The 23053-nt window shown below is 57.9% G+C and carries 11 protein-coding genes and 1 pseudogene; 6 read left to right on the forward strand and 6 right to left on the reverse strand.

Going from position 1 to position 23053, the window contains the following annotated elements; translation table 11 throughout:
- Positions 1-348 precede the first annotated feature (348 nt).
- The 5 genes from NKI72_RS25965 to NKI72_RS25985 all read right to left on the reverse strand — a co-directional run bounded on the left by NKI72_RS25965 (position 349) and on the right by NKI72_RS25985 (position 13170).
- Positions 349-5676 carry an FtsK/SpoIIIE domain-containing protein gene (locus tag NKI72_RS25965; protein WP_352851205.1) on the reverse strand — a complete coding sequence of 1776 codons (5328 nt, stop codon included), beginning with the start codon at positions 5674-5676 and terminating at the stop codon, positions 349-351.
- Positions 5673-7217, reverse strand: a complete 1545-nt coding sequence (locus tag NKI72_RS25970; RefSeq protein ID WP_352851206.1) for a methylation-associated defense system protein MAD7 family protein — start codon at positions 7215-7217, stop codon at positions 5673-5675. The genes NKI72_RS25965 and NKI72_RS25970 overlap by 4 nt, the downstream gene beginning before the upstream one ends.
- Positions 7217-9031 (reverse strand): hypothetical protein, encoded by a 1815-nt coding sequence (locus NKI72_RS25975; protein WP_352720308.1) that lies wholly within the window; start codon positions 9029-9031, stop codon positions 7217-7219. Before NKI72_RS25975 ends, NKI72_RS25970 begins: the two co-directional genes overlap by 1 nt.
- A 268-nt stretch (positions 9032-9299) precedes the next feature.
- Entirely contained in the window at positions 9300-10556 is a 1257-nt protein-coding gene (locus tag NKI72_RS25980) for an endonuclease/exonuclease/phosphatase family protein (protein ID WP_352720306.1), read from the reverse strand.
- 49 nt (positions 10557-10605) lie between these two features.
- The gene (locus tag NKI72_RS25985) at positions 10606-13170 is read right to left on the reverse strand and encodes a caspase family protein (RefSeq protein ID WP_352851207.1); all 2565 of its coding nucleotides are present in this window, start codon (positions 13168-13170) and stop codon (positions 10606-10608) included.
- Between the two features lie 147 nt (positions 13171-13317).
- Here NKI72_RS25985 and NKI72_RS25990 point away from each other — a divergent pair, with 147 nt between their 5' ends.
- Positions 13318-13638 carry a hypothetical protein gene (locus NKI72_RS25990; protein ID WP_352642569.1) on the forward strand — a complete coding sequence of 107 codons (321 nt, stop codon included), beginning with the start codon at positions 13318-13320 and terminating at the stop codon, positions 13636-13638.
- A 218-nt stretch (positions 13639-13856) separates the two neighbouring features.
- Here NKI72_RS25990 and NKI72_RS25995 read toward each other — a convergent pair whose 3' ends face one another.
- Positions 13857-15806: a C1 family peptidase gene (locus NKI72_RS25995; RefSeq protein ID WP_352720302.1), complete on the reverse strand. Its 1950-nt coding sequence runs from the start codon at positions 15804-15806 to the stop codon at positions 13857-13859.
- A 958-nt stretch (positions 15807-16764) separates the two neighbouring features.
- On the opposite strand from NKI72_RS25995, the gene NKI72_RS26000 reads away from it, so the two are divergent.
- From NKI72_RS26000 to NKI72_RS26020, 5 genes and pseudogenes are all read left to right on the forward strand, one after another.
- Positions 16765-18285 carry a hypothetical protein gene (locus tag NKI72_RS26000; RefSeq protein ID WP_352851209.1) on the forward strand — a complete coding sequence of 507 codons (1521 nt, stop codon included), beginning with the start codon at positions 16765-16767 and terminating at the stop codon, positions 18283-18285.
- Positions 18286-18372: 87 nt separating this feature from the next.
- A complete protein-coding gene (locus NKI72_RS26005; RefSeq protein WP_352720298.1) occupies positions 18373-19233 on the forward strand; it encodes a matrixin family metalloprotease in 861 nt (286 codons plus the stop codon).
- Positions 19234-19297: 64 nt separating this feature from the next.
- Positions 19298-19474, forward strand: a complete 177-nt coding sequence (locus NKI72_RS26010; RefSeq protein ID WP_352720297.1) for a hypothetical protein — start codon at positions 19298-19300, stop codon at positions 19472-19474.
- A 923-nt stretch (positions 19475-20397) separates the two neighbouring features.
- Positions 20398-20845, forward strand: a pseudogene (locus NKI72_RS26015) (Ros/MucR family transcriptional regulator).
- A gap of 898 nt (positions 20846-21743) precedes the next feature.
- Positions 21744-22508: a hypothetical protein gene (locus NKI72_RS26020; RefSeq protein ID WP_352720295.1), complete on the forward strand. Its 765-nt coding sequence runs from the start codon at positions 21744-21746 to the stop codon at positions 22506-22508.
- Positions 22509-23053: the final 545 nt, after the last annotated feature.

Genomic DNA, 23053 nt, shown 5'->3' on the forward strand with positions numbered 1-23053 from the left:
ACTGCATCGAATCCCAGCGAGCCGAAGTCGGGGAGCGTTTAGATGAAATCGATACCGGTCGACGGGTCCATTTTCTGTCCCAACTGGACCCCGCATTCGAGATCAGACACCGTTCATGTTCGGTTCGACCGTAGAGTACGATTTCGCGCTGCTCTTGTTCTGACCCCAATTTGAACAAGCTCGGCGGCGACTACGCCGTCTCGCTCAAGAACAAGGACAAGAAATGGCCGCCCTCAACGGTAAAGATCATTCAGTTCTGTTGTGGGTCGCGGTGGCGATGTCATGCGCCGGTGTCATTTATGCCCTCGTTCTCCTGTTCGGTCCTGCCCCGCCTCCGGTGTTGCCAGCTCAGCCGTCCTGAGCAGCGATCGCCGACACGACGTCTTCTATATCCTCATCGGACAGGAATGGTGCCTGTGCAAAGACGGTCGAGGCCTCGCCGCTCAGCCGCGCGGCCAGGTGCCCGAGGCCGAGCAGGTTCTCGGCGCCCTTCATCCCGAGGGCGATCTCTGACGTTCCGACGCTGGCGACCTTGAGGATCAGCCGATTACCCAGATTGTCACGCAGCTGAACAGGCATGACCCCGGCATCGGGCCGTTGTGCCGCAAAGACGAGGTGAATGCCGGCGGCTCGCGCCTTCACTCCGAGCCTGGAAACGATCGAGGTGACGGCACCCTTGTAATCCTCGGTCAGCATCCATTCGGCGAACTCGTCGTGGATGAGAAACTTCATCGGCAGCCGTGCTTCTGGCGCGGCCTTGATGTTGAACGATCGGACGTCGCGAGCCCCGCTTTGCCTGAACAGCTCGTACCGCCGGTCCATCTCGACGACGAGCCCCTCCATCATTTCGATCGCGGCCGCTTGGTCAACGACGATCCCACCCTTCACATGGGGCAACCGCTCGATAGCGGAGTAGTCGACGCCCATTTTCGGATCAATCAGGTGAATGTGCACCAAGGCACTAGGATTGGTCGCTGCGATGTCGAGGATTAGCGCCTGGATCAGCACCGATTTGCCGCTGCCAGTCGCGCCGGCAATCAGCGTGTGCGGGTCGTGTTGTGAGACGCCAGCAAAGGGGCCGCCCAAGTTGAGATAGAGAATTTCTCCGTCCAGCTCGCGCAGACCGAGAAGGAAGCTCGTGTTGAGACCGGCGGCGTTGCGGTTCAGGGCACGGCGCTCCCAGAGATCCCACATTGAGACAATCTGCCGCTTTGCTCTTGCCACGCCCACTACGATCTCGCCGGGCAGTGGCGAGATCGAGATCACTCTCAGGCCATGCGTGGTCAGAAGGGCCGACTGCTTGGCCTCGATGTCTTCAACGCGCAGGCGATCGCTGCCGACAAATCGCACCAAGGCGGCGTTTGGCGTCAATCGCGTCCCAGCGATCTTGGCCTGTAGATTGTACCCCATAAGAGCCGTACGCAGCCGGCCGGCTGTTGCCTCGAGCCATTGTTCGTCCTCGTCAGCCGCAGACTGCACCTGCCCCGCCCGTCGGGTCACCATCCCGGCAAAACTCTCGATGTCCCCGGGAATCGGTCCTTCCACCTCCTCCTCCCGATCAGGCGGAGTGGCGTGGGCAGCCGAATGAGGACCACCCTCATCGGCATCGGCAAGAGGCGCTGTATCGGCACTTCCCTTGGGCCCAGCCGGAAGGGGCGCGGGTGTCGTTTGCGGAGGGCTCAGCGGCGAGGCGTCCGGCTCGGGGCCGGTACCACTGGCTGGGCCACTCTTCGTGGTCCACCGAACGCGTGGCGCTGGCGCGCGAAACTCAGATGTCTCCCACGGCCTGCGATCTCCCAAGGCGCTTCTGATCGGCATCAACCGGTCAGAGGCCTCATAGGCCTTGATCAGTTGCCGCAGACCTTCGCGCGTGTAGATCTCCTGCAGTCCCCGGACCTCGGTCACTTCGTCCTGATCGCCGGCGGAGCCACCCGCGTCTGCGGGTCCCGAGACAAAAATGTGGGAATAGCCCTTTAGATCGATTTCCACCGTGCCGTTGCGGATGCCGTTCCTCACCTCCTCAAGCGAAAAGCTTGCGGTTAGTGCCGACGGCTCATCGAGCAGGATGTCCGCAAGACGCGAAAGCCATAGGTCACGGTCAAGCCGTCCTGGATCGCCGAAGAGCGCGTCCTCGATCCGGCGCATCGTTTGTCGTAACTGTTGGCTAGAATGACGTTTGGCTTCCGCCAGGCCACTGGCCTCGACATACTTCGCTTCGGTCACCACAGCGCGAAGCCTGGGGTGCCCATCGGGCCCCGGGTCGACGCTGAGCGCAAGAATGTCGGCAATCCCTTCCTCTCGCTGGCCCAGCCATTGTGCGTAATCGTCGAGAAGGAACCACGATGCCGGACGCTTCAGAAGCTCCTCAGCAACAAGCGCACGACTGAGGACCAGGCCTATTAATTCACCAGCCGATACGCCGCGCTTGGCCGCACGCAGTATGACATCGCCGGAGATGGCCGTCGCGTCGGCGATCATCCTCTGGGCAAGCGCCGATAGACGCTCGTCGCTAAGCCCGAGGCTGAGTTGATCGAGGCGTCGACGGACAAGCACCGGAAGGACACGCAGGTCGGAGGTCGAGGACACCACCATGTTGCGGCCGTGCGTCCGTTCGCGCCGATATCGGATGACCTTGATGCCCTGCGCCATGAGCTGCCGCTTGTCGAGGAGGTCGTCATAAGTGGCGACCCACTCGGCCAGGCCGTGAACATCCTTGAACATGGCCTCAAGGCCATGGTCCTGCAGCGAAATCTGACGCGCGGGCAGATAATGCTCGTTGTCGCGATGCGACTGTTTGCGGATCACGGCTGCCAGAGCGTCGAGATAGGACCAGCCGACCCGAGGTTGGCGAGGCGAAACCAGATAACTTGTTGCGGTGAGCTGTTCTTCTCCAACAACCCGCCGATACGACCAGCGAGGCGGGACGTGGTCGGCGATCGAAGGATCCGAGTCATCTTTGCGAGGCACGGAAAACCAGGCCTCCTTGGCCTGACGCGATACGACATCATGCAGGAACGCCACGTCCACGCTGCGCTCGTCAGGCGCCCGGCGCCCCGTGCTGCCCTCAAGCATCACCCCGATTCTGAGCTTCGACATGAAGTTGAGCGACGTTTCACTGACGACGATTGCGTCGGGGTCGTTGCCCGACTGATCGAGGAGATCGGTATAGACCTTGTTGAGCTTCGAGCGGTCTCGATGGCGGACGAGGACGTTGCAGTGGACCTCGTCTTCGTGAACTGACCCCAACGCGTTGACCGTGGCCAATGGCAGGCCTGCAGCATCGCAGTTGTAGAGCATGATACTCAGATTGGCGCGCTCGTGCGGCTGCAGGTCGAGATAACGGCCGATCAGCCCGCGGATCTCACGCGCAGCCTCGGCAGGATCCACATCGGTGGAGGCTTCCGAGGGATCGCGAACCGGCCGTTCCATGAAGCTGTAGTCGTTGAGCGTGCTCGTCTCAGTCAAAAGAACCGCCTCGCCTCCCGTGAAACCCGGTACTGCCTCCGGGTAGTAGGGATGCGCGAGCTCGGAGCGGAGATCGGCAAAAAAGAGCCGCTGGTCGCCGAAGTTGACCTCTTCTGCCTTAAGCAAGTGGTCAATCAATCCGCAGAGAGAGCGCATCTTGACTGCCGTCGCGGCCATCCGCATGGGGTGCCAAGGTGCTACGATCGCAGCCGGCGTCGATCCGGCAATCTGAACCGTGCCGATCCTGAGGATCGGTTCCCACAGGTCCCGCCGATTTAGATCGCCTGGCGCCGAGCTACGAAGTTGATCCAGCAGCCTTGCGTATAGATCGGCCTGTTCGAGCTGGGGTGTTCCCCCCATGCCGTTCGTCCGCCAATCGTCGATGGCAGCCGAGTAGCCCACGACAAAGGCAGTCCACCTCTCTCCAAGGTCTGCGCCGGCAGGGGGCGTTATACGACTGCCCGCGACGGCTGCCTTGATGGCCCTGGGCAGAGCCTTGCTTAAGTCTTCAACATTGGTCGATCGTGGAACCAACGATCCCGCATCCTGGCGAAAAGAGGGCTGCAAAGTGCCTACGTCGGCGAGGGACACCGACTGCATCGCTCCCTTCTTGCTGACCAGCATGCGTGACACTTCGGCAATGCCGAATGGATTCTTTTCGAGCCTGGCCAAGTCATCGGGCAACGCCAAGCCGATCGCGTTTGGCTCGGCCCGCCAGATCAACTGGACCGTGTTTTTCTCCGCACCCGGGCCGCTTCCCACAGTCAGAGTGAGGTCGAACTTTATCTGAATGTTGGCGCGCGACGTCGAGACGTTCTCGCGGAATTTCCGGCTCTTGCTTGCGGCTTCGAGCAGCACCTCGAACTCGAAAATGTGCGGCGTGTCCCAGCTAACCGCCTGTGGGAGAACCTGACGAAGGGCCTTGTACTTGAGGCTGAAGGCGCGGGCTACGTCCGCATTCATGTCCAGCCATTGCGTCTTGGTCCGGCGTGAAGACCGGATCTCGATCCGGCGAGGCATCTTGAGCGTGCCGAGCTGAGCAAAAAGCCGCTCGATGCTGCGGACCAAGCCATCGAGGAAATCCCTGCACTCAATAGGGCGTCCGTAGACGAACTTCTCCCATTTGGCGCGCAACTGCCTGTTGGCCGCCAGATCCTCCCGATGAGCTTCGAAGAACTCGCGGTCGTCCTCTCGCGATTCCTTGAGGGATCGACCCTTGAGATCGCTGAGATACGCCTTGTCCGGATCGTTGAGGCGATCGGGACGCTCGTAGTCGAAAAACTGAGCGGTCTCTTCCGGAAGCTTCAACTTCTTGAGCTTGAGGCCCGAGAAGATGAGAAGGATATTGTCCTGTTCCCACTCGAGCTCAGCGAGTTTTTCGGTCGCCTCCCGCCACCCGGCTGGCGAGTCGACGAATGCCTCGATCATCGGGTGCAGCTCGGCGGCGATCTCGTCTCGAACCGTCTCGAACTGATCCCGCAGCTCGTCGGCTTCGATCGGCTGGCGGTTGGGCCGCTGCTTGGAAAGCAATGGTCGACGGTCAGTGATGAGTTTGTCGTAAAGGCGTCGCCAGCGGCTTTGCTGCTGCAGGTCCTTTGGCCGCTGCGAGCGGAAATATCCTGTGTCGCGCGGCAATTGCAGTGCAGGTAGCGCCCAGCCAAGTGCGTCCGCCACGGGCAGCGACATGCTGTCGATCGCGTCTCGCGTCATGGCAACATAGTTGCTGAGTTGTGCGAGTGGCCAGTCATCGACACTGGATAGGGCCTTGAGGGCTATGTGCCATGCTTCGACGTGCTCTTCCGGCAGCCCAAGACCATCGGATGCGGGAAGCACCCAATAGGCGGGTCCTTCCTTGAGTTCCTTGGCGCCGATCAGCGCCACATCGTGCAATGAAGCGCCCTGATCGTCGTCGGTATTCGCGATAAGGAGCGCGGGACGGTCGCATTCGGCATGCCGCCACGCCACGGTCCTCTCGTCGGTGATCACGGAATCGGGCAGGCCCTGGCCATCGACGAGAGCGCGGGGCACGGCGATCTTGACTTGCGACTGGATCGAAGCGTCAGAAACCAACTGCCTGACGATCGCGGAAACCTGCGGCCCGGTGAGGCGATCGAGCATGAAGCGAGCTGTGCCGCTGTCGGCCCCGAGACCCTGCAGGCGCTCTTGCAGCGCCGCAGCCCCTGCCGTGCCGATCAGATCGAGAGCGTTCATGCTCGCACCTCGCGGCGAAACGGATTTTCCACATAGGCGGCCGAGTCCGACAGCCGGTTGAGCAGGCCGAGGCTAATCAGCCGTTCCTCCAGTCGCCGCGCATTGTCGGAGAAGTCTTCCTGATCGGCTTTTCCGGCGCCGATGATGCTCGCTGCCTGTTGATCTCCGATCACGAGACCGTAGCGGTCGTGCAGCGCGGCGAGGAAGTCCTTGAATTCCATCCGCTCGCTCACGCAGCAAACAACCAGCGTCTTGAGCAGCCGGTCGGTCGGTGCGTAGCGCACGCGGCGGCTTGAGCGACGCGAGCTCAACCCGATCTGCCGCGCCCAGGTCGAATGAACCTTGCCCACATGTTGCGCGTGCCTGGTCTTTGCTCTGCCGACGAGCTCGTCGATCAGGTCGCCAGGATTGCTCATCCCGGTCGGTAGGTAATCAGGATCCGGCCAGTCGAACTGGCGTCCCAATACCTCCGCCGCGCTGAGAACGGCATCGTCCGATGTAACGGCGAGCTGCCACTCATGAGAACTTTCGGCACTGCGGACGTAATGCTCAATGGCAAGACCCGGCAGCGCATTGTTCGCCTGAAAGGAGTCCGCCGCAAGGTCACGGATCACGGTCTTTCGTGGCGATACGATCTCGCAAATCATCGTGATGGGCACCGAGTCCAGTAGTTCTCGCGCCCGGTCAAGCTGGTACCGAACAAGATTGAGCCCGGTGATGGTTACGATGTGCGGCAGAGCGTCGAACACCGAAATCGGGCTATCCAAAATAGCTATCCAATCCTCGGCAAGCTGATCGAAGATCGGGTGGGTCGAGCAAGGCAAGTATGAACCCGGCCGATCACGCTCGGCAAGTTGTGGCTCCCCTTGCAGCGCAGCGACCAACCGATCGTAGACGGTTGGCTGCTCAAAGAGCTTTGCGACCAGCCGTTCTTTGAGCTCGGCGACTCGCTTGGACCGGCAAAGCATCAGGTAGAGAACTTCGCCGGTTCGAGCGAAGAAACGTCTGTCGGTCGAAACACCGGACGCCGTCACAGCGGCATCCTCGTAAAGCGCGCTGGGACCGAAGGGGAAGACGAACTTTGAACTCCAGCGTTTATTGCTGGTGCCTTCGATGGCGGACGACTGCAAGAACCCCACCACAGAGGCGAAGTCGTCGAAGCTGTCGAAGCGGCCACGGAGGTAACTGAAGTCGCGGCTCTTAAGGCCGCCGGCGTTCTGTTCCATCAACTCCAGCCATTTGGTCCAGGCTGCATCGTCGGAAAGCTTTTCGGCCCCGATGGTCAGAAGATAGGGATTGTTGAAGATCAGATTGCGCAGTCGCAATTGCGTCTGCGGACGATAGGACAGTGCGTTGAACTCCTCTTCCGCCAAGGCGCGGCCGGCAACGTGCTCCGATCGGAGCACGCCAAGGAATTCAAGCAGAATCAGCCAGGGCGTCTGTTCGTCATGCAGGCGATGCCCCCAGATCGCTTCATCGACCCAGAACGCGGGTCCAGTGCGATCCTCATGGGAAATTGGGCGTTTCAAGATCTCCATCATCAGAGCCTCACCGTCACGCTACGCGATGATGCACGACCATCAGAATTGAGGTCGATGAACTTGAGGACGATCCCGTCACTGCGATCGTCACCGTCAAGGAACCGCCGCCGTTCGACGGCGCTCAGAAGCCGTGCCTTAAACGCAAGAAGGTCCTCGTGGCACTCGAGCGAAAAACTCGTAGGCAATGCGCCCTCGGCCACACGGCCCAAGAACTCAAAGCGGGTCGTCGACAATTGCAGCGTGACTTCAGGCGGATCATCACGCGCAAGCCGAACCACCAGCTTCATGCCTCCATCCCCGTCACCGAGCAACGCCACTTCCTCGCCAGCCCGGCGGGCGACGGACACGAATTCCTCCAGCAGAGGACTGGTCCTCGACTGCGATTGGCTTCCCGAACTTGCAAGTACCAATTCGTCCTGGTTCTGGATCAGCATGCCGGTGAACACCCGATTTAGCCCGCGCACGAGCATGGGCATCACCTGCCGCGGCAATGCTCGTTTCTCGGCCAACGCGCGACTGGTTTCGAGATAGAGCCCGGCGTACCGAAAGACGGTCAGGTCCCAGAGGTCCAACGTGTCTGCCAGGTCGTCTGAGATGGTAAAGAACAACCGCTGACGCTGCCCGCGAAGGAGCCCGAGAAACCGGGCGACAGCGCTCGGATCGTCGCCCTCGAGGTAGGACTGTTGCGCCCGTTTATAGGCTGGCGTCTCGCCGTAAACCTGATCGGTTTGCACGAGGGCTCGGTAGGTTTCCACCAACGCCGGATCGTCGGCACCGTAGACCAGCATATTGTCGACTTTGTTGCTCGTTTCCGAGCCGATGCCGAACAGGTTGAGCTTGCGAAAGGGTTCGGTTCTTTCTGCGCGGCTTGGTTTCAAATTCCCGCCGAATACATTGCGGTAGGGACTGGCACGCTCCGCCGTTCCCGCGGCTGCCAATTCGGCGACATCGGTGCACGCCATTAGTCCGTCGCGTGCGTCGGGATGGCCAAGAATGATGTTCGTGACGAGGGATAGGACCTGCCGGATGGTAAAGTGACCACCATTATGTTCGCTAGCTTCGACCAGATTGCCGAGCCGTCGCCGGAAGAGACGATTGTCGTGGGTCCCGACCAGCCGTTCACGGTTCTCGCGGATCGGACAGGTTGCCCCATTTAGCGCCGGACAACCCCCGCAGCCGCTCCAACCGGGGTGCAGCGTCACCGCGTCAATGACCTGATCGATCATCACGGCGGCGGCAGACCGGCTGAGATCCCTCAAATCGAGCTTAATCGCAGAGTTCCCACTGCGGCCAACGACCAGGAGATTCTCGACCACCTCGACCAGAGCGCTTGTCGTCTTGTCGCTGCCGGCGGTCTTCATTTTTTCGAGAAGCTGGCCATGATTGGCTGCCATCAGGTAGACCCTGGGGGAATTGGGGTCTGCGACATCCCACGCCATCTGCTCAATCAGCGGCTTACTCTCGTCGGAGCGAAGCTCACTCAGATCCTTGACGACGATGAGTTGGCGAGACCCCAAGCTGAGGCGCTGGATCTTCTCTCCGGCGTTCCAGTCCTCAATCGTGCCTCCGAGCTCAAGCCACACGCGTCGGCAGTGATAGGTCTTTCCGTCGCCGGCGGTGCCCGTGAGGATGATGGACTGGCACTCGTCCGACCTGAAATTATCGACCAGCCACGCAAGATGCTGGGCGGGCAGCTCAATAGGCTGCATCTTCAAGCGAGCCAAAGCCCGCTGAATGGTCTCGTCGTACATATTGTCGTTGGTCGGAATGGGCCCGTAGTTCCGAAGAAACCGGATCCAGTTGTTGGTCGGCATGCGCTATCCCCCCACGACTGCCGCCTTGCGCTGACGACCGTCCTGGAATTCCAGCGCAGCCCCATGAAAATCAGTCAGTTGCACACTACTGTAGAACTCGTGAAACGCAACAATACAACACCGAGGGGTCGGCGAACGCCATCTCCTCACCCCTTCGCGGCAGGGTTCCAAAGATTGGGGCCCCGTTAAACGCAGGGGATAAGACGTCCTTATTCATCTGTGCGACCATGAAACCGGCCAAGCGAAGAACGCGCCGAGTCTCTCAGACCTAAAAGCTAAAACTTGCGATCAATGGGCAATGGTCTGCGATGCCGAGCAGCGGCTCGGGATTGTCTTTGTTGGGATGACGACTCCCCCCGAGTCTTCCAATCGAGGTATGCGTCGCATCACCTCGAGGGACAAGGCCCGGTCCCAGCAAGATGTGGTCGAGCCCGATGGGATTTCGGCACCCAAGATAGGTGTGAAACCTCAAGACATCGACTTCTGGCGTATCAAGTGCCCGCGTCTCACCCATCCCGCACAGAAGCTTCCCAACCTCATTGAGAGGACACAGCTCCTTGAGCATCGTGAAGGCGCTCGATGCAGGCTTGCCGTCGATGACTTCCTCAAACAGGGAGCTCACGCGCACGCCCGCGGGGAGTGGGGTTGTAGGGTCGCTGCCATCACTTCGCACTGCTCGGGAGTCCTCAAGCTCGTGCCAGAGGTTGCGATTGAAGTCGCCCAGCAGGATGGTCTTGTCGGTGACCGCCGTCTCTCGGTCGATCCAGGTCTCTAGGGGGACGATCTGGTCGTGCAGGATCTGGCAAGCGGACGCATCTCCAGCAAGTGGGTTTCCACCGATGGGGGAGACGCAGCTCGATTTCAGATGCACATTGAGGACTTGCAGACGCGTTCCGCCGATATCGATGGCCAAGGACAGCCCTGGCCGGGGCTGATCCTTGGGTGGCCTGACATCTTTGAGCGTCAGAGGGTCTTCGGTCGCGCAAGCGATCTGGCTGCCCAGAGACCTCTTCCATGCGATGGCAAGACGTTGGACCTTGAAGGTCGTGAAGGAGCAGACCTGCCAATCGGCAGCGCCGTTTGGCAAAACCTCAAGAACAGCTTCTTTGCCGCTTACTTCCTGAAAGGCGATGATATCGGCCGGAACGCTGTTCGCGATGAAATTTTGTATTTGGGTGCGGCGTTGCTCGTACGCGGCGAGTGTGACGCGGACGGTGGCAAATCCGAATCCCTGCTTATTGGCTCCGTAGACATCGCAAACAGGGAAGCGGGCGGCATCCCAACCCTCTATATCGAATGCGTTGATGTCCCATCCGAACCGCGCACCGATCTGTGTCGATGGGCGGTATCTTTTTGTGGCCAGGTCCAACTCGTAAGTTGCGGTGCAGGCTTCGATCCAGTCCGTGACTGTCGCGCGATCCATGTGCCAACCCAGATTCCAGGTGGCAATGCTGATATCACGCGCGGCAGCCGCGCCCGCCAGACTCGAAAACAACAGGCTCAGAAGCACAAATAGGCGACGCATCAATGACCCCCTGAACTAACAGCGTGTCCGAAAAACCGGCAGCAGGCCACTATTCGCAGAAATGATCCAGTTCAAACTGGTAATCGCCAAGCTGCTTGCGCGCTGCCAGGACCGCATCGAGACGCCAGAAACGGGGACCCTCTACGATACGAGCGTCTTTTAGCCCGTCGAGCTTCGTTGCGATCGACAGGGCGCGTAGGAGAACTGCCCGTGCCTGTGTATCCGATTTCGAGTCCTGGAGCGAACGCACGAGGTCAAGGCCGATTGGATCGTCCATCTGTCGCAGCTTGTGCGCCAGCGCGCGATAGACGATGTCAAGGCCCGCATAGGACAAGTGGTTGGACGCGTACCTTTTGAGCAGGTCGATTGTCGCCGACGTGCTGCCGTGATCGCTCTTCAGCGACGCGGACAGCGCCTGCGCTACGGAGACGTCGGTGACTTCGATGATTTGTACGCCTGTCAGTGGATCGGCAGCGCGCGGCGGCGCTATCTGTACGTCGTAGGCGACGCCTCTTTCCAGACCTGAGACCCAGCGATCGGGCATGGGCGCCCAGCATGCAAGGTCGATCATTTCGGATGCATACGCCGCGATATCGCGCTCATCCTTGATGCTATCGTCGAGTCGCGAGACCAGTCGGGCCAATGCCGCGGTGCTGAGGAAGCGACCCTGCGCGGCAAGCACGCGTGCAGCTAAACCAGAATCGAGAGCGAGGCAGCGCGGGTCTTTGCCTGTTGTGTCAAGCGCACAGTTCCACAGCGCAGTGGTCCACTCTTTGCTGAGGGGAACCACGCGCGCAAATCTCGGCAACCAGATGGCGTCTGGATAGAACATCTCGCCATTAAGGACGAACAAGCCAAAACGCCGAATGATCAGGTCGAGGTCTCGTTCGTCGAGTTCGCCGCGGCGAGCAAGCAACAGGAGGGGCGGGAGCGACCATGAACGAGTGGCGTCCCCTTCCGCCGCCTGTCTCTCAGAGTCTTTCGCCATCAGCCACATCATCAAGCCTTCCGCGCTGCCCATGCCGGAGGCTTCCGGGCCCGCGGCAAAATATTCGACAATTTTCATCGACAGTTCACACCAACTCATTCCGCACTTGGCCAGACGCGGAAACACTGCGGTGTTAGGTGCGACGGCAAGCTTGGGGCTTCGTGCTATCTCCTCGACGAATCGCAATAAGGCAAGCCAATCCGCCGATTTGACCGCTCCGCGTTCAGCGCGAACGGAGATCAACAATACTGCCGCTTCCAGTGAGCGTCGCCTCGTGTCCTCATCCCCGAGCTCACGATAGGCCAAGGCAAGGCCCGCCAAATAAGTCCGTATTGCCTGGTCGGAAAGCCCCGAAAGCCCGTAGTCGGCGATCGTCTGCACGTCTTCGACGGCGTAGAGGTCGACGATCTCGGGGCCATTCAAAAGAAAATAAGTAGGGGGGCAGGACCGTGCCCGATCGAGCAACGCAGCTTCGAGTGCAAACTGATATTCGCGGATTCGATCGCGCCGAATGTTTGTCGCCTCGCAGATACTGGTCATGTCAATGCGTGACGAGACGAAATCCATTCGGCGGGCAGCTTCCTTGGATAATTCGGATGTCAGCCGAAACTCCCAGTTTTCTTGATCACCTACCGGGTGATTGACCAGCCCGCCTATGCCGCCGCGCATCAGGGCGGTTCGGGCGTTGATCCGCTCCTCGTCCCAGCGAGGCGAAGCGGGCTCAAGATCGTCGACTGCGACTGCCAACTGGACACCCGATCCTACCGCAACGGGAAGCAACGAGGACATCCAGGCCGGGCCGGGCCGCAACTCGATCCAGCCGTTCGGCTGAACAGCGATGTGGTACTGCAGGAAGTAAAGCAACAGGCCGATTGTAGCGGCGATCGTTACACCCCAGCCAAACACACGTCTGATTCTGCCGGCCAGCGCTCGTCGCGGTTCCGGTGCAGAAGGAGGACCGATTGTTGCATCAGACCAGGAAAGCTCAAGATGGCCAGCGCCATGCAGCTCCGGCGTCTGCATGCGACCGCCCGCAAATAGATAGGCGAGCTGTTCGGTGCGCTCCCTTGCGAACACAAAAAGCCGCGACAGGTCACTCGATAGCGATACGCCAAACGGCGTTGCTATTGTGGATTTGCGCAGTCCGGCGAGCGCGAACAGTCTCTTGTCGACGAGTGCCTCGTGCAGCGCGATCGTGAACAAACCCCTGCCAAGGGCAGGGTGCTCGTAGGCCAGTTGCCGCGTGGATGCGCCAGCAAGGATCAGGACATTTTCGTGGCCAATTTGTTTTGACAAGGACGCCTGAAAATCTTGCGCGACGCCGCCGGCATGGCAGAAGTCAAGTACCGCCGATACCTTGGCCGGTCTGGCAAGCATGACCAGATCGGCAAGATCGCTGCCCGCCAGGTCAATCCCATCAGGACGAGCGTCATAGGTACAGAACCAAGTCTCTTCCCCAGTCTGGTCACCATGACCCGAGAGCACCAGAATGAGTTCGCATGCTTGCTGCCCCTCCCTGGACCCTATGTCTCGAAACATGGTCTCCAGCGACTTGCGCGTAAGATCCTCATCATGGAGACCGGTGGGCGGATCGCTGGAAGAGAGAACGGCAATTGCATTGGCCAAGGAAAAGGCTCCCTCCACAGAATAACGCAGCCGAGACCGCGAACTCATGTAGATGGGACTGGAAAAGCGATCGGCAGCTATACTACAAACATATCTGGACTGGTTGGCAGTCGAACTGGAGGATTGGACATGAGTGGCGGAGTAGCGTTGACCACTGCGCTGAGCGTTTTCCTGGTTGGCCTTTTTGGGGGCTTCGTCGCCGAGCTTGTTCATTGGTATGGCCTAAAGACAAATCCACGGTTTCCAGAGTATCTAAAAAGTGCACCGTACTGGATTATCACAGCGCTGATGATATTTGTCTCGGGTGCTTTTACTTGGTTGAATTTTGGAAGCCAAGCGCAGGCATTGACGGCATTCCAAATTGGACTCTTGACCCCTCTCATACTACAGAAAGTAATCTCTGGCGCTGCCGGCGCGGAGACCGCGCGCTCACCACGGGCCAATCTGATGGATTTCTTTCGCGGTTGAAAGACCCGCCTAGCGGCAAAGCTCAATGTAAGCCGAGGCGGCCCCCCGCTTCTTGCCGATCCATAGTCGACGATCACAGCGAGCGGGAAGCCGCAGGCAGGTGGCCACCAAGTGTTGCGGTTCGTGGAGAGTAAGCTCCGTGAGCTCTGAACTCCGTAACATATCCAGGCGTATCAGCGTAGACGGACTGGCCCACCGGGACTTAGGAAGCATGGGTTTCACTTCGCTGCGGAAGGCTGGCCGAGCTTTTGGTCGAGGGACTGCCTGAATTCTCGCTTCTGTATGTTGGAGCCAGTCGGCCTACGCTTCGCGAGATCCTTGGCTATCTTGGTTACGGAACCATCGAGCACTCGATGCAGCGTTGACAGTAATGTCGCTTCGTCGTTATCGAAATCGCCGTGGTGCCTTGCTTTAGAGGCTGGACCCGGAGCTAAATTCCACTGCTTGGTTGTTCCGTCGAATAGCGTCCCCAGCGCATCTTTGGCAAATCTTTCCATGCCGAGGATAGGAACTCCGTCCTTTAGAGCAGGGATGTGAGGTGTTGTTTCAAACGCGTTGCTGACAAGATAAAGCAGCGACTTATGATAGATGCCGGCGCAATCGTCGTCCTGCTCCGTTGGGTCGTCAAGCGTATAAAGATCGAATTTCTCGATCATTCCCTTCTTGAGCGCTGGCAAATAGGTCTCATTGAAGAGCGCGACTGTGCACGCAGGCGCCCAAAGACTGACAGTTTTTAAGGGGACTTTGGCCTTGGCGAATTTTGAAACGACCGGGGCATGAAATATCGATCCGGCGCTATGTCCGACGAGATGGACCTCATCAATCTCACCGTCCTTGTGGAGCTTGATGAGATGGTCGGTTACCAAGTTCGCCGAGCCAAGTTTTTCTTCCGTCGCCATCCGCGCGTTTTCTTTCATCTCGTCCCACAGCGCTTTACCTCCGAGGTTTCGCGCGCCGACCTCCAGAGTGTCGTCTAGCCTGTCGAGCATGAAATCTTTGGCTTTGTCCAGGAGGCCTTCGTCCCGCCGACGCCCAATTGCGTCCCTCAATATGTTTGACAAAGTCGTCCAAACGTCCGAGCGCCAGATGAATGAGAGAGGATAGACCTGCGATTGAAGCAACGGCGCGAGATTGCCTGAAACCGTTTGCACCGCAGCGTCCTGACCGACCAAACCGCCGTGAGCATAGAGCAGCACACGCCTAGTTTGCCATGATGACATGGCGCGCGGCATCCGCTCAGTTATCAGAGTTTTCAACCCAGCAGGGGTTAAGCCATAGGTGCCCTTGTCGTCCAAGACACCATTGTTCTTCGACGTGATGATGTATGGACGAAGGTCTGCATAAACCTGGCTTTGGTAGCTGCGCGGAGCGTCCGCTCTCATGTTTGCGGTAGCAAGCGACGAGGTCAGGTCGACGGGTGCGCCGAGTGACGCGACCCATACGTCTGTGCCGTTCGCGAGCCAGTCCGTGTAGGACAGGTTTGCCAGCCCTTTTGCGCCCCACTTTTCCCCCCAGCTGTTTTGAACCCAGAAGCCTCGGCGATTGTAACCTACGATCGCAAAGGCGTGCCCGCCAATCTGCCCGGGACGATATTCAATATTCTCCTGTTCCGGCTTGACCGACTGCCATCCGTCGTGAACGCGCGCCGTGGCATACAAAATGCCGGTTTCGTTAATCGCCGCGTGCATGCCGACGAGGTCTTTGTGATTCACGCGAAAATAAGCGCCGAGCGGACGAGCAAGCGCGTCCGCCGACCGCTTTTCCTCAACAGTGGGATCGGGATCGCGTTCCTTCCAGAGCGCATAAGCGCAAAGGCCGTGCTTGAACCATCCCTTCATGGCTCCCCTCGCACTGGATCCCTCGTAATTTTGCCCGGGCCACTCATCATAACGCTTGGCCATCGCGTAAAGCATCCAGGCACTTACTTCGTCGGCCGCCGGATTCCTTTCTCGGACCCTCAGGAGATAGTTTGCGACCGTCGCCAAACCGAAGCCGGTGCATGCGCCTTCTCGGCCCTGATCCAGGACGGGTATGCCAAGGCCATAATAGGCGCTGATATCACTTTCGGGTGCGACACGGATAAGTGTCGGCGTAAAGATTGCATCTCGGAAGTCAATCGTGTCAGGCAGTGCGTCGAAGGTTCTCTTTGTAGCTGCAGCCCTTGCCATTTCCCCACCCATGATCCCGGAACGTAAGTGTGCGTCAGTCGCCGGTCGGCTGCGCAATATTCGGTGAATGCATTGACATTTTCCATATAGATCTGCGCCCGAGGGCCACTCCCGTTGTAAGGGGGTAGAATTTTTGGAGGCAGATATCAAAGTCGCCCCACTGGCGGTCCCGAAAGAACTGCGAGTCTGGCTTCACTCCTTGCAAGTCGTACTTAAACCTTCTGTAGCCGTTGTAGACCCCGCGGACGATCCGAATGACGCTGAAGCCTACGCGTTTTATTCGCTTCTTCGATAGGCATCGCAGTGAAATCAGGTCCGAATGCTTGGCTGTTTCTTGGGAAGGCGGTCCGCGGTGCGCCGCAGTAATCGCCGCCTGCGTGAAAAAAAACATTAACGTTAGACGATCTCGTGGACCGACATCTCGTCAATCCAGCTAAGCATCTCCTGGCATACGATCGCGCATAAATGCTCGACCCCGTAAGCCTTGCGGTCCGCCACAATACTCACGCCAAACGCAGGGTCTGAACGCAGTTTATTCTGCAGAAAACGTAGCCCTCGAACATAACTAAAGAACGAGTCCCAATGAAAATCAAGACCCAAGCCATCTATGACAACATGAAGACGGTGGTATGGACAGTCGTCGTCGGCAAGGACCGCAACACAACAGCCGCTTCCGAATCCGAGACGGCCTCCACCCGCCTGAGCGTTTGCAGACACGCCGGCTTCAGCTGTTCTCGCGCTACTCCCGGACGTTTTGAGCTCGTTCATCATACATGTCGATATCAGAGAAAACCCTCGATGACGCTCATTCGCAAATTCATATGGGGTCTTAACTGAATCTAGTGCGCTGATTGTTCAAGGTGCACCCGCCAACTTCGACATTACGACAAATAGGAGTCGACTCGCCAAGCTTTATTGCTAATATAAGGAAGCGGAAATGAAGGGGTGGGGGGCGTCGATGGGTATCAATCTAGATATCCCTGGCATCTGGACGTACCGTAGCTTTCTAAATGTGCCGGGGAATGTTGGCGATTTTGGCAAACTGACAGTCTGGGAAGCCGAACTATCCCTCGAAGTTAGCGAGGACGGGCACATCTATGGTTTATTGGGGGAGCGCCCAGATCTTTGTGTAGGTACCGAACCCTACTTACTCGTTGAAGGCACCGTTATACCTGGCAACCCTGCGGTGATCAGCTGGCGTGCCAAGGGCAAGCCTCAATCCGAGTATGACGGCTGGATCTACGACTACCGGGGCTACCTATCCCCCGAGTGGCCGGACGCGCCGCGCAGTCGCCCAACGATCGTAGGGACCGTGACGCGCACCGTGGCCCATAATGGAGCGCCGGCGGGTTCAGTGTTCTCTTTTGTCGCGGTCAAGTCGGATTTCCTTGAACCACGCAAAACGATACCCCTAGCGAAAAGCATCATCGACATGATGAGCTCGGCAGAGCATCGCTACCATCATGCGCTTTGGCACGCCTCGCGCGACACATGGGACAACCTGAGCGACCCCAAGAAGGAGGCTCTGCGCGCAACCGGTTGGCAGCCTGGCCCAAAAACCAAAGAGCGAGCAAGTCTGGCGGCCGATCGACTTGCCAACGGTTCGGGCGAAGATTTTTTCTACATGCACCGGCGCATGGTGAAGGAGGTTCGAGCTATGGATCCCTCTGTCGGGACCTGGCGACGTCTGCCGCAGCAGCAGTTCCCCTCGTCGTTTGCGCCCGAAACGAAGGCGTCGCAGATTGGCAATCTCGACGGATACTCCCTGCCGCCAGCGTGGGTCGTGCCGGGTGACCCTGACACGACGAATTGGCTGTTCGAATTGAGGAAAACCTCAACGCTTTATGGCCGATTCCAGGCATGGGAGGCGCTTTATACCTCCGCGGACTACCTCGCCTCCCTGTCGCTCGGCGAGCTTGGTTCACGGATTGAGTTCACCATCCACAATTGGATGCATATGCGGTGGACCTCGGTGACCCGCGACCCTACCGGTGATGTGGCCAAGCGCGGTTTGCCGCTTCCCAACGGCCGCGACGCACTGGACTTCGATGAAAAATGGCTGGATCCCGAGTACGACTATCTAGGCGAGACTTTTTCATCGCATATTAATCCGATTTTTTGGCGGCTGCACGGGTGGGTCGATGACCGCATCAACGACTGGTATCGCGCCCACGAAGCTGTACGACCTGGAGTGGTCAAGCCAATGACCCTTGACGGTGTGGAATGGTTCGCGGTCGACGGGACTTGGGTGAAGAACGACGAGCCGTGGGAGGGAGCGCGTGCGTCATCATCCCCAACCCATCACGCTGGGCACAATCATCCTGGTCACTCGGGACGGGTCTTGGATGTGCCGACGATGCAAGCGGCCTTAAGGATTATTTACGGCCCCGAACCGGACGCTGCGCCTTCAGCAATGGAAGACCACGGGCAGGCTTTGCCCGGGACGCGGGCAAGCTGGTTTAAGAATGTCCCAGCGTAAAAGGGTTTAGCGGGGCGCTGCAAGTCGGGAACCCGGCAGACCAAGATCGCCGAATGCGTTTCATCACGGATGGGGAGAAACTTTCATATGGCACGGACAAAAGAAAAGACACTATCGCCCGCGAAGTCCACCAAAGCCAGCGTTTCGCCGGAACTCCGGGACGATAAAGCCGCCGAGCGCAATACCAAGCCCCTTGTCCACGTCATCCGCGAGGGTGTCCGCTGCGACACCGAAGAACGCGGGCACAAGACCCCAAAGGGCAAATCCCCGTTAGAAATCGTCGTCGACGCCTCAGAAGGCTTTATTCCTTTGTGGGCAAAAGGAACAACGCTGCGCTGGAAGTTCCGTGAGAGCTCCGTGCAATCGTTTGCAGATCCCGCCAAAGTCAAGGCTCAAGTTGAGGATTTGTTCGCGAAGGCCATTCTTGCTTGGGGCGATGCAGTGCCAATCAAGTTCGCGCAGCGAGACGACGCCTGGGATTTCGAGATTGTGGTGAAACACAGCGACGACTGCGACGTCAACGGTTGCGTACTGGCCAGCGCGTTCTTCCCCGACGGCGGGCGGCACGTCGTGACTATCTATCCCAAGATATTCGAACAAGACCCGACAGAGCAGATTGAGACCTTAGTTCACGAAATCGGTCACATTTTTGGACTTAGGCATTTTTTCGCGCAGGTCAGTGAGACCGCTTGGCCCTCCATCATTTTTGGGACGCATAAGAAGTTCAGCATCATGAACTACGGCGCGGACAGTAAGTTGACCGCAGACGACACTGCCGACCTGAAGAAGCTCTATTCACTGGCTTGGAGCGGCCAGTTAACAGAAATCAACGGAACCCCGATCAAATTTATGACGCCGTTTCACACGAGTGGCGAGCCGACAGAAATCATCTCGGCCATGGAACCTGCGCAAACCTTAGCCAGGGTACAGCAGCTTTTGTCGCCCTAAGATTGATGCGGCCAACTTCTATCTTTTCGAGGACCTGCGGCCTTAGGTGGATAGGAGCAGTAATATGATTTCGCTCGTCGTCTTTGTCGCATCGGTCGCTTTGGCGGTTGTGATTTTCACGCTCTCACCGATGAAGGTCTTGCAAAAGGCCGTCACAGTCGGAGCGGTGATCTTATTTCTCGGAAATATGTTACCTCGCTGGTGGCGCGTTCGTCAGTCCCTTCGCGCTTCCCTCGAATGAAGCTTTCGTTGCGACCAGCGATGTCATCAATCTGGTAGCTGTTCTGATTGGGACCATAGGAGCGGTATCTGGGGAGCGTCTATTTTAAAGGCGGTGGCACCGCAAGATTTACCGTTGCGAGTTTCCTGCCTCCGCTTTGCTGCGCCCCGCTAACCCTGATTCCAATTCTTAAACTGATAGCGGGAAGGACGATTTGACGTTCCTCGGTGTAACGACGCTTGCTGTAACTGCTTATCAAGCGCGATTCTTCTGGGAACGCTCGCTAAAAGATCAGGGAGAGATGGGCGAGGCACCATGATACTGCGGGCAGCTGTCCTCTTCGTACTCTTGCTGCTGACGCCGGGGATCGCGCGGGCCGCAGAGTGCCCAATGTTCACACCAATATCTGGTGTTGATGTCCAGAAGTGCGACGTCAACGACGAGACCAGTTTTCTGAGGAAGCTCCTGCGCGCGACATTCGACCCTGCGGCCCAACCTCTTCGTATCGCGGTTATTGCAGAGGATAGATCATTGCCCGAATTTTTCGGACGGACAGCAATCGCTTGAGCCAGCTGCGCATGCTTCGTCTTGCTGACGAGTCTATATAAGGACGCGCGGATGGGCTCGATCCCGACACCTGCAATCCGATTGATTCGCCTCTCATTTCCGCCATGCACAGTTCCGTCTGTGAGAGTCTGGCTGGGGGCCCAGGCGAAAAATCTGATTCAGATCCATCGTGGACATAGCGATTGGAGCAGGGCGCCCAAGCTGGACGATAGAGATGTACTTTCACGGAAAGTAGTTGTGGAAGGGGCGACAAAGCTGATGCAAGTCCTTCCTCCGTCCAGACTTTCAGCCTTTGGAAAGCTGATTAGGCTGCTGATTTCCTTGCACTGTCGGACTTTCCTCAATACGAAGGCGAGGCAACAAAGGAGTTCGAACCATTGACTGAAGAAGCCGATCGGCGTGATGCTGAATTGATTGAATTGACTGCGGATATCGTCGCCGCTTTTGCCCAGAACAACTCTGTCCCGGTTGCGGGACTGCCTGACCTCATTGCTTCTGTGAATTCCGCCCTCTCGGCGCTTCGGAAGCCGGCGGTCGTCGAGGCGCCAGCTCAAACACCCGCGGTCAATCCGAAAAGGTCGGTGTTTCGCGACTACATTATTTCTCTGGAAAACGGTCGCCAATTCAAGTCGATGAAGCGCCACTTGGGCTTGCTTGGAATGACACCCGACGAATACCGGTCCAAATGGGGACTTGCCAGAGATTATGATGGTTGCGCCAAACTATGCCGCACAGAGATCGGAACTGGCGAAATCGATCGGATTAGGTCGGAAACCTGGTGCATCGGTTAAGAAGGGGCCAGCGAAGCGGAAAGCTAAGGTTTAGCCAGACCTCCCGCGATCGCGCAATTATTTGGAATAGCCAACCCTGGTATCTTTCACGGTGGCGGACCCCAACCCGCTAGGCCGACGGCCCAATAAGCTTCCTTCCCCACCGCCCCCAAGAGGTGTCGGCCCGCTTCCTTTTACTTTACGTGGGGAACTTGGCAGCGACCGTTAAACTAAAACTAGGTGTAGGGCAAGGAAACGGAGAACGAAACGCGACGGCACTCACCCCGGGAATCTCGTCACCAGAATGGCTTGCTCGATCGCTGCATGGATGAGAACGCTGCCGGGGGCAAACGCGCCTCCTGAACCGCTTCGAAGGCGCCGAAACAAGCTATCCAAGCCGCGATGTGCATCTTGCCGGTTTTTTGTCGGTACAGTAGTGGCGTCGTCGTTTCCCCGATGCGCCAACCAGAAGTCGAAGAATCCGAAAGTCAGAGCCTTCGGGGCCAACCGCGACGCTGCCAACAGTTGTGACCAGAATTAGAAAAAATAACTCCGGCAACGACAATCGCTGCGGAGCTATATTGCCAATATCACACACTTGAGTGATGATGGCCTAGAAGAGGCTAGGGGGCTTCATAAACTTTTCCGTCATCGAGTGCCGTTCAGGCACAAGGATTTCATTGGAATCGCATCTACCTTCTTTATCGCCGAAGCGGGCATTTAGATTTTATCATTAGAAGGCTACGGCTGAGCATAGGGGGTAAGTCGAGGAGGCAATTATGTCCCTTCCCGAAAAGCTTATACATTTTTAAGTCTGAGCATTGGGGGTGGTATCTATGTGCTTCTGGCGCTGCGTGCTGACGTCTGTCTTCTGCCTTGCCCTTGCCGACTGCGGAACGTACGTTCCGAGCACTCGCGAATGGCCCAACGTAAACACGCTTAAAGAAAGCGACATGATCAGCACGATCATCAGAAGCGTTGGCTGCGAGCTTAGTTACACCGTAACGCAAGTGATAGAGAATGACAGAAGAGACGCAAAATATCGAAAGACACAACAGACCTATACCGATTTCCTCAACAACTGGGGCGTTGAGGTCGCCATCAACCTCACGGTTGTCGAAAAGACATCGGTGAACCCGACGGTCCTTCTTACCCCACCTTCGGGCCCTTCATCGATATTCACTGCGGCTGCTGGACTAGCAGGTTCCGCTGAAGCGACCCGTCTGCAAAAGACGAACGTCTTTTTCACTGTGGCGGATTTGTACAGGCCCCAGTTTTTCTCCGTCGACTCCTCTAAAAGAGGGTGCCGCGACCCCCTTGGAAACAAGGAAGGCTCCCTCCTTGTCGACAGTGACTTGAAGCTGTCCTCACTTCTTGAAGGTCGCATCGGCGCCACGATACTCAATGTTGCTGACAGCCCGGGATCCAGCGTGCCGATCACCGGACAGAAAAACGTGCTTTCGCAAACCGTGTCCTTCAAGATCGTCACTTCCGGTTCGATCACGCCGACCTGGAAGCTCGTTCGGGCGAGTGTGAACCCCTCCGGAACATTCTTCAGCACAAATCGCGACCGGACCCACGAACTCGTGTTCACGTTCGGCCCGCTTGATAAATCGGTCAAGGGAAGGCCAACGGGCCTTACGCCTTTGGCCGAGGCTACGCATCTCAATACTCAGCTTCAGACCGGGCTCAGAGGCCTGGTCAGTCCCCTCCAGTGAAGGTGTTGTTCGATGGGAAAATCAAGGAAAACAGTTCCCGAAGCGCAGAAAGCTGACAAAGCCAAGTCGCGTACCAAAAACGACAAGAAGACAAAGAGTCAGGAACGCCTACATTTTCAAGCGTTGGTCAGTGTCGGTGCAGAGGACATAGGCCCCCCTGACCAGATTTCCAGGATCAAGGAGGCTCTGAGTTCCAATCAGCTTGATGATCACATGATAACGGAGCTCATGCTTCATTGCGCTTCGGTGTTGGCTTTCAGGCGCTCTCAGGCAACTGGGTTGAAAGAGAAGACTTCGCCGGTCGACGGCAGCTGCTACAAGGGGGTAGGCGGAAGTGACCAAGTTACCATCTGGTCGAACGGGTTTGCTGTCGAAACCTGTTCCCGACAAGAGGCAAGAGATCGGGGAATCCCCGCCTGCGGGTAGTCCTTAGGTGCTCGGACTGGTGTTAGAGCCTGAATCAAAAAGAGTGTTTTGATATCAACTTCTTGCGAGCCTGCGGGTGAGCAGGCGAATGTGAGCGACGTATATCCAGGCTTCTGCGG

The sequence above is a fragment of the Mesorhizobium sp. M0437 genome, assembly GCF_040321335.1.
Lineage (GTDB): Bacteria > Pseudomonadota > Alphaproteobacteria > Rhizobiales > Rhizobiaceae > Mesorhizobium.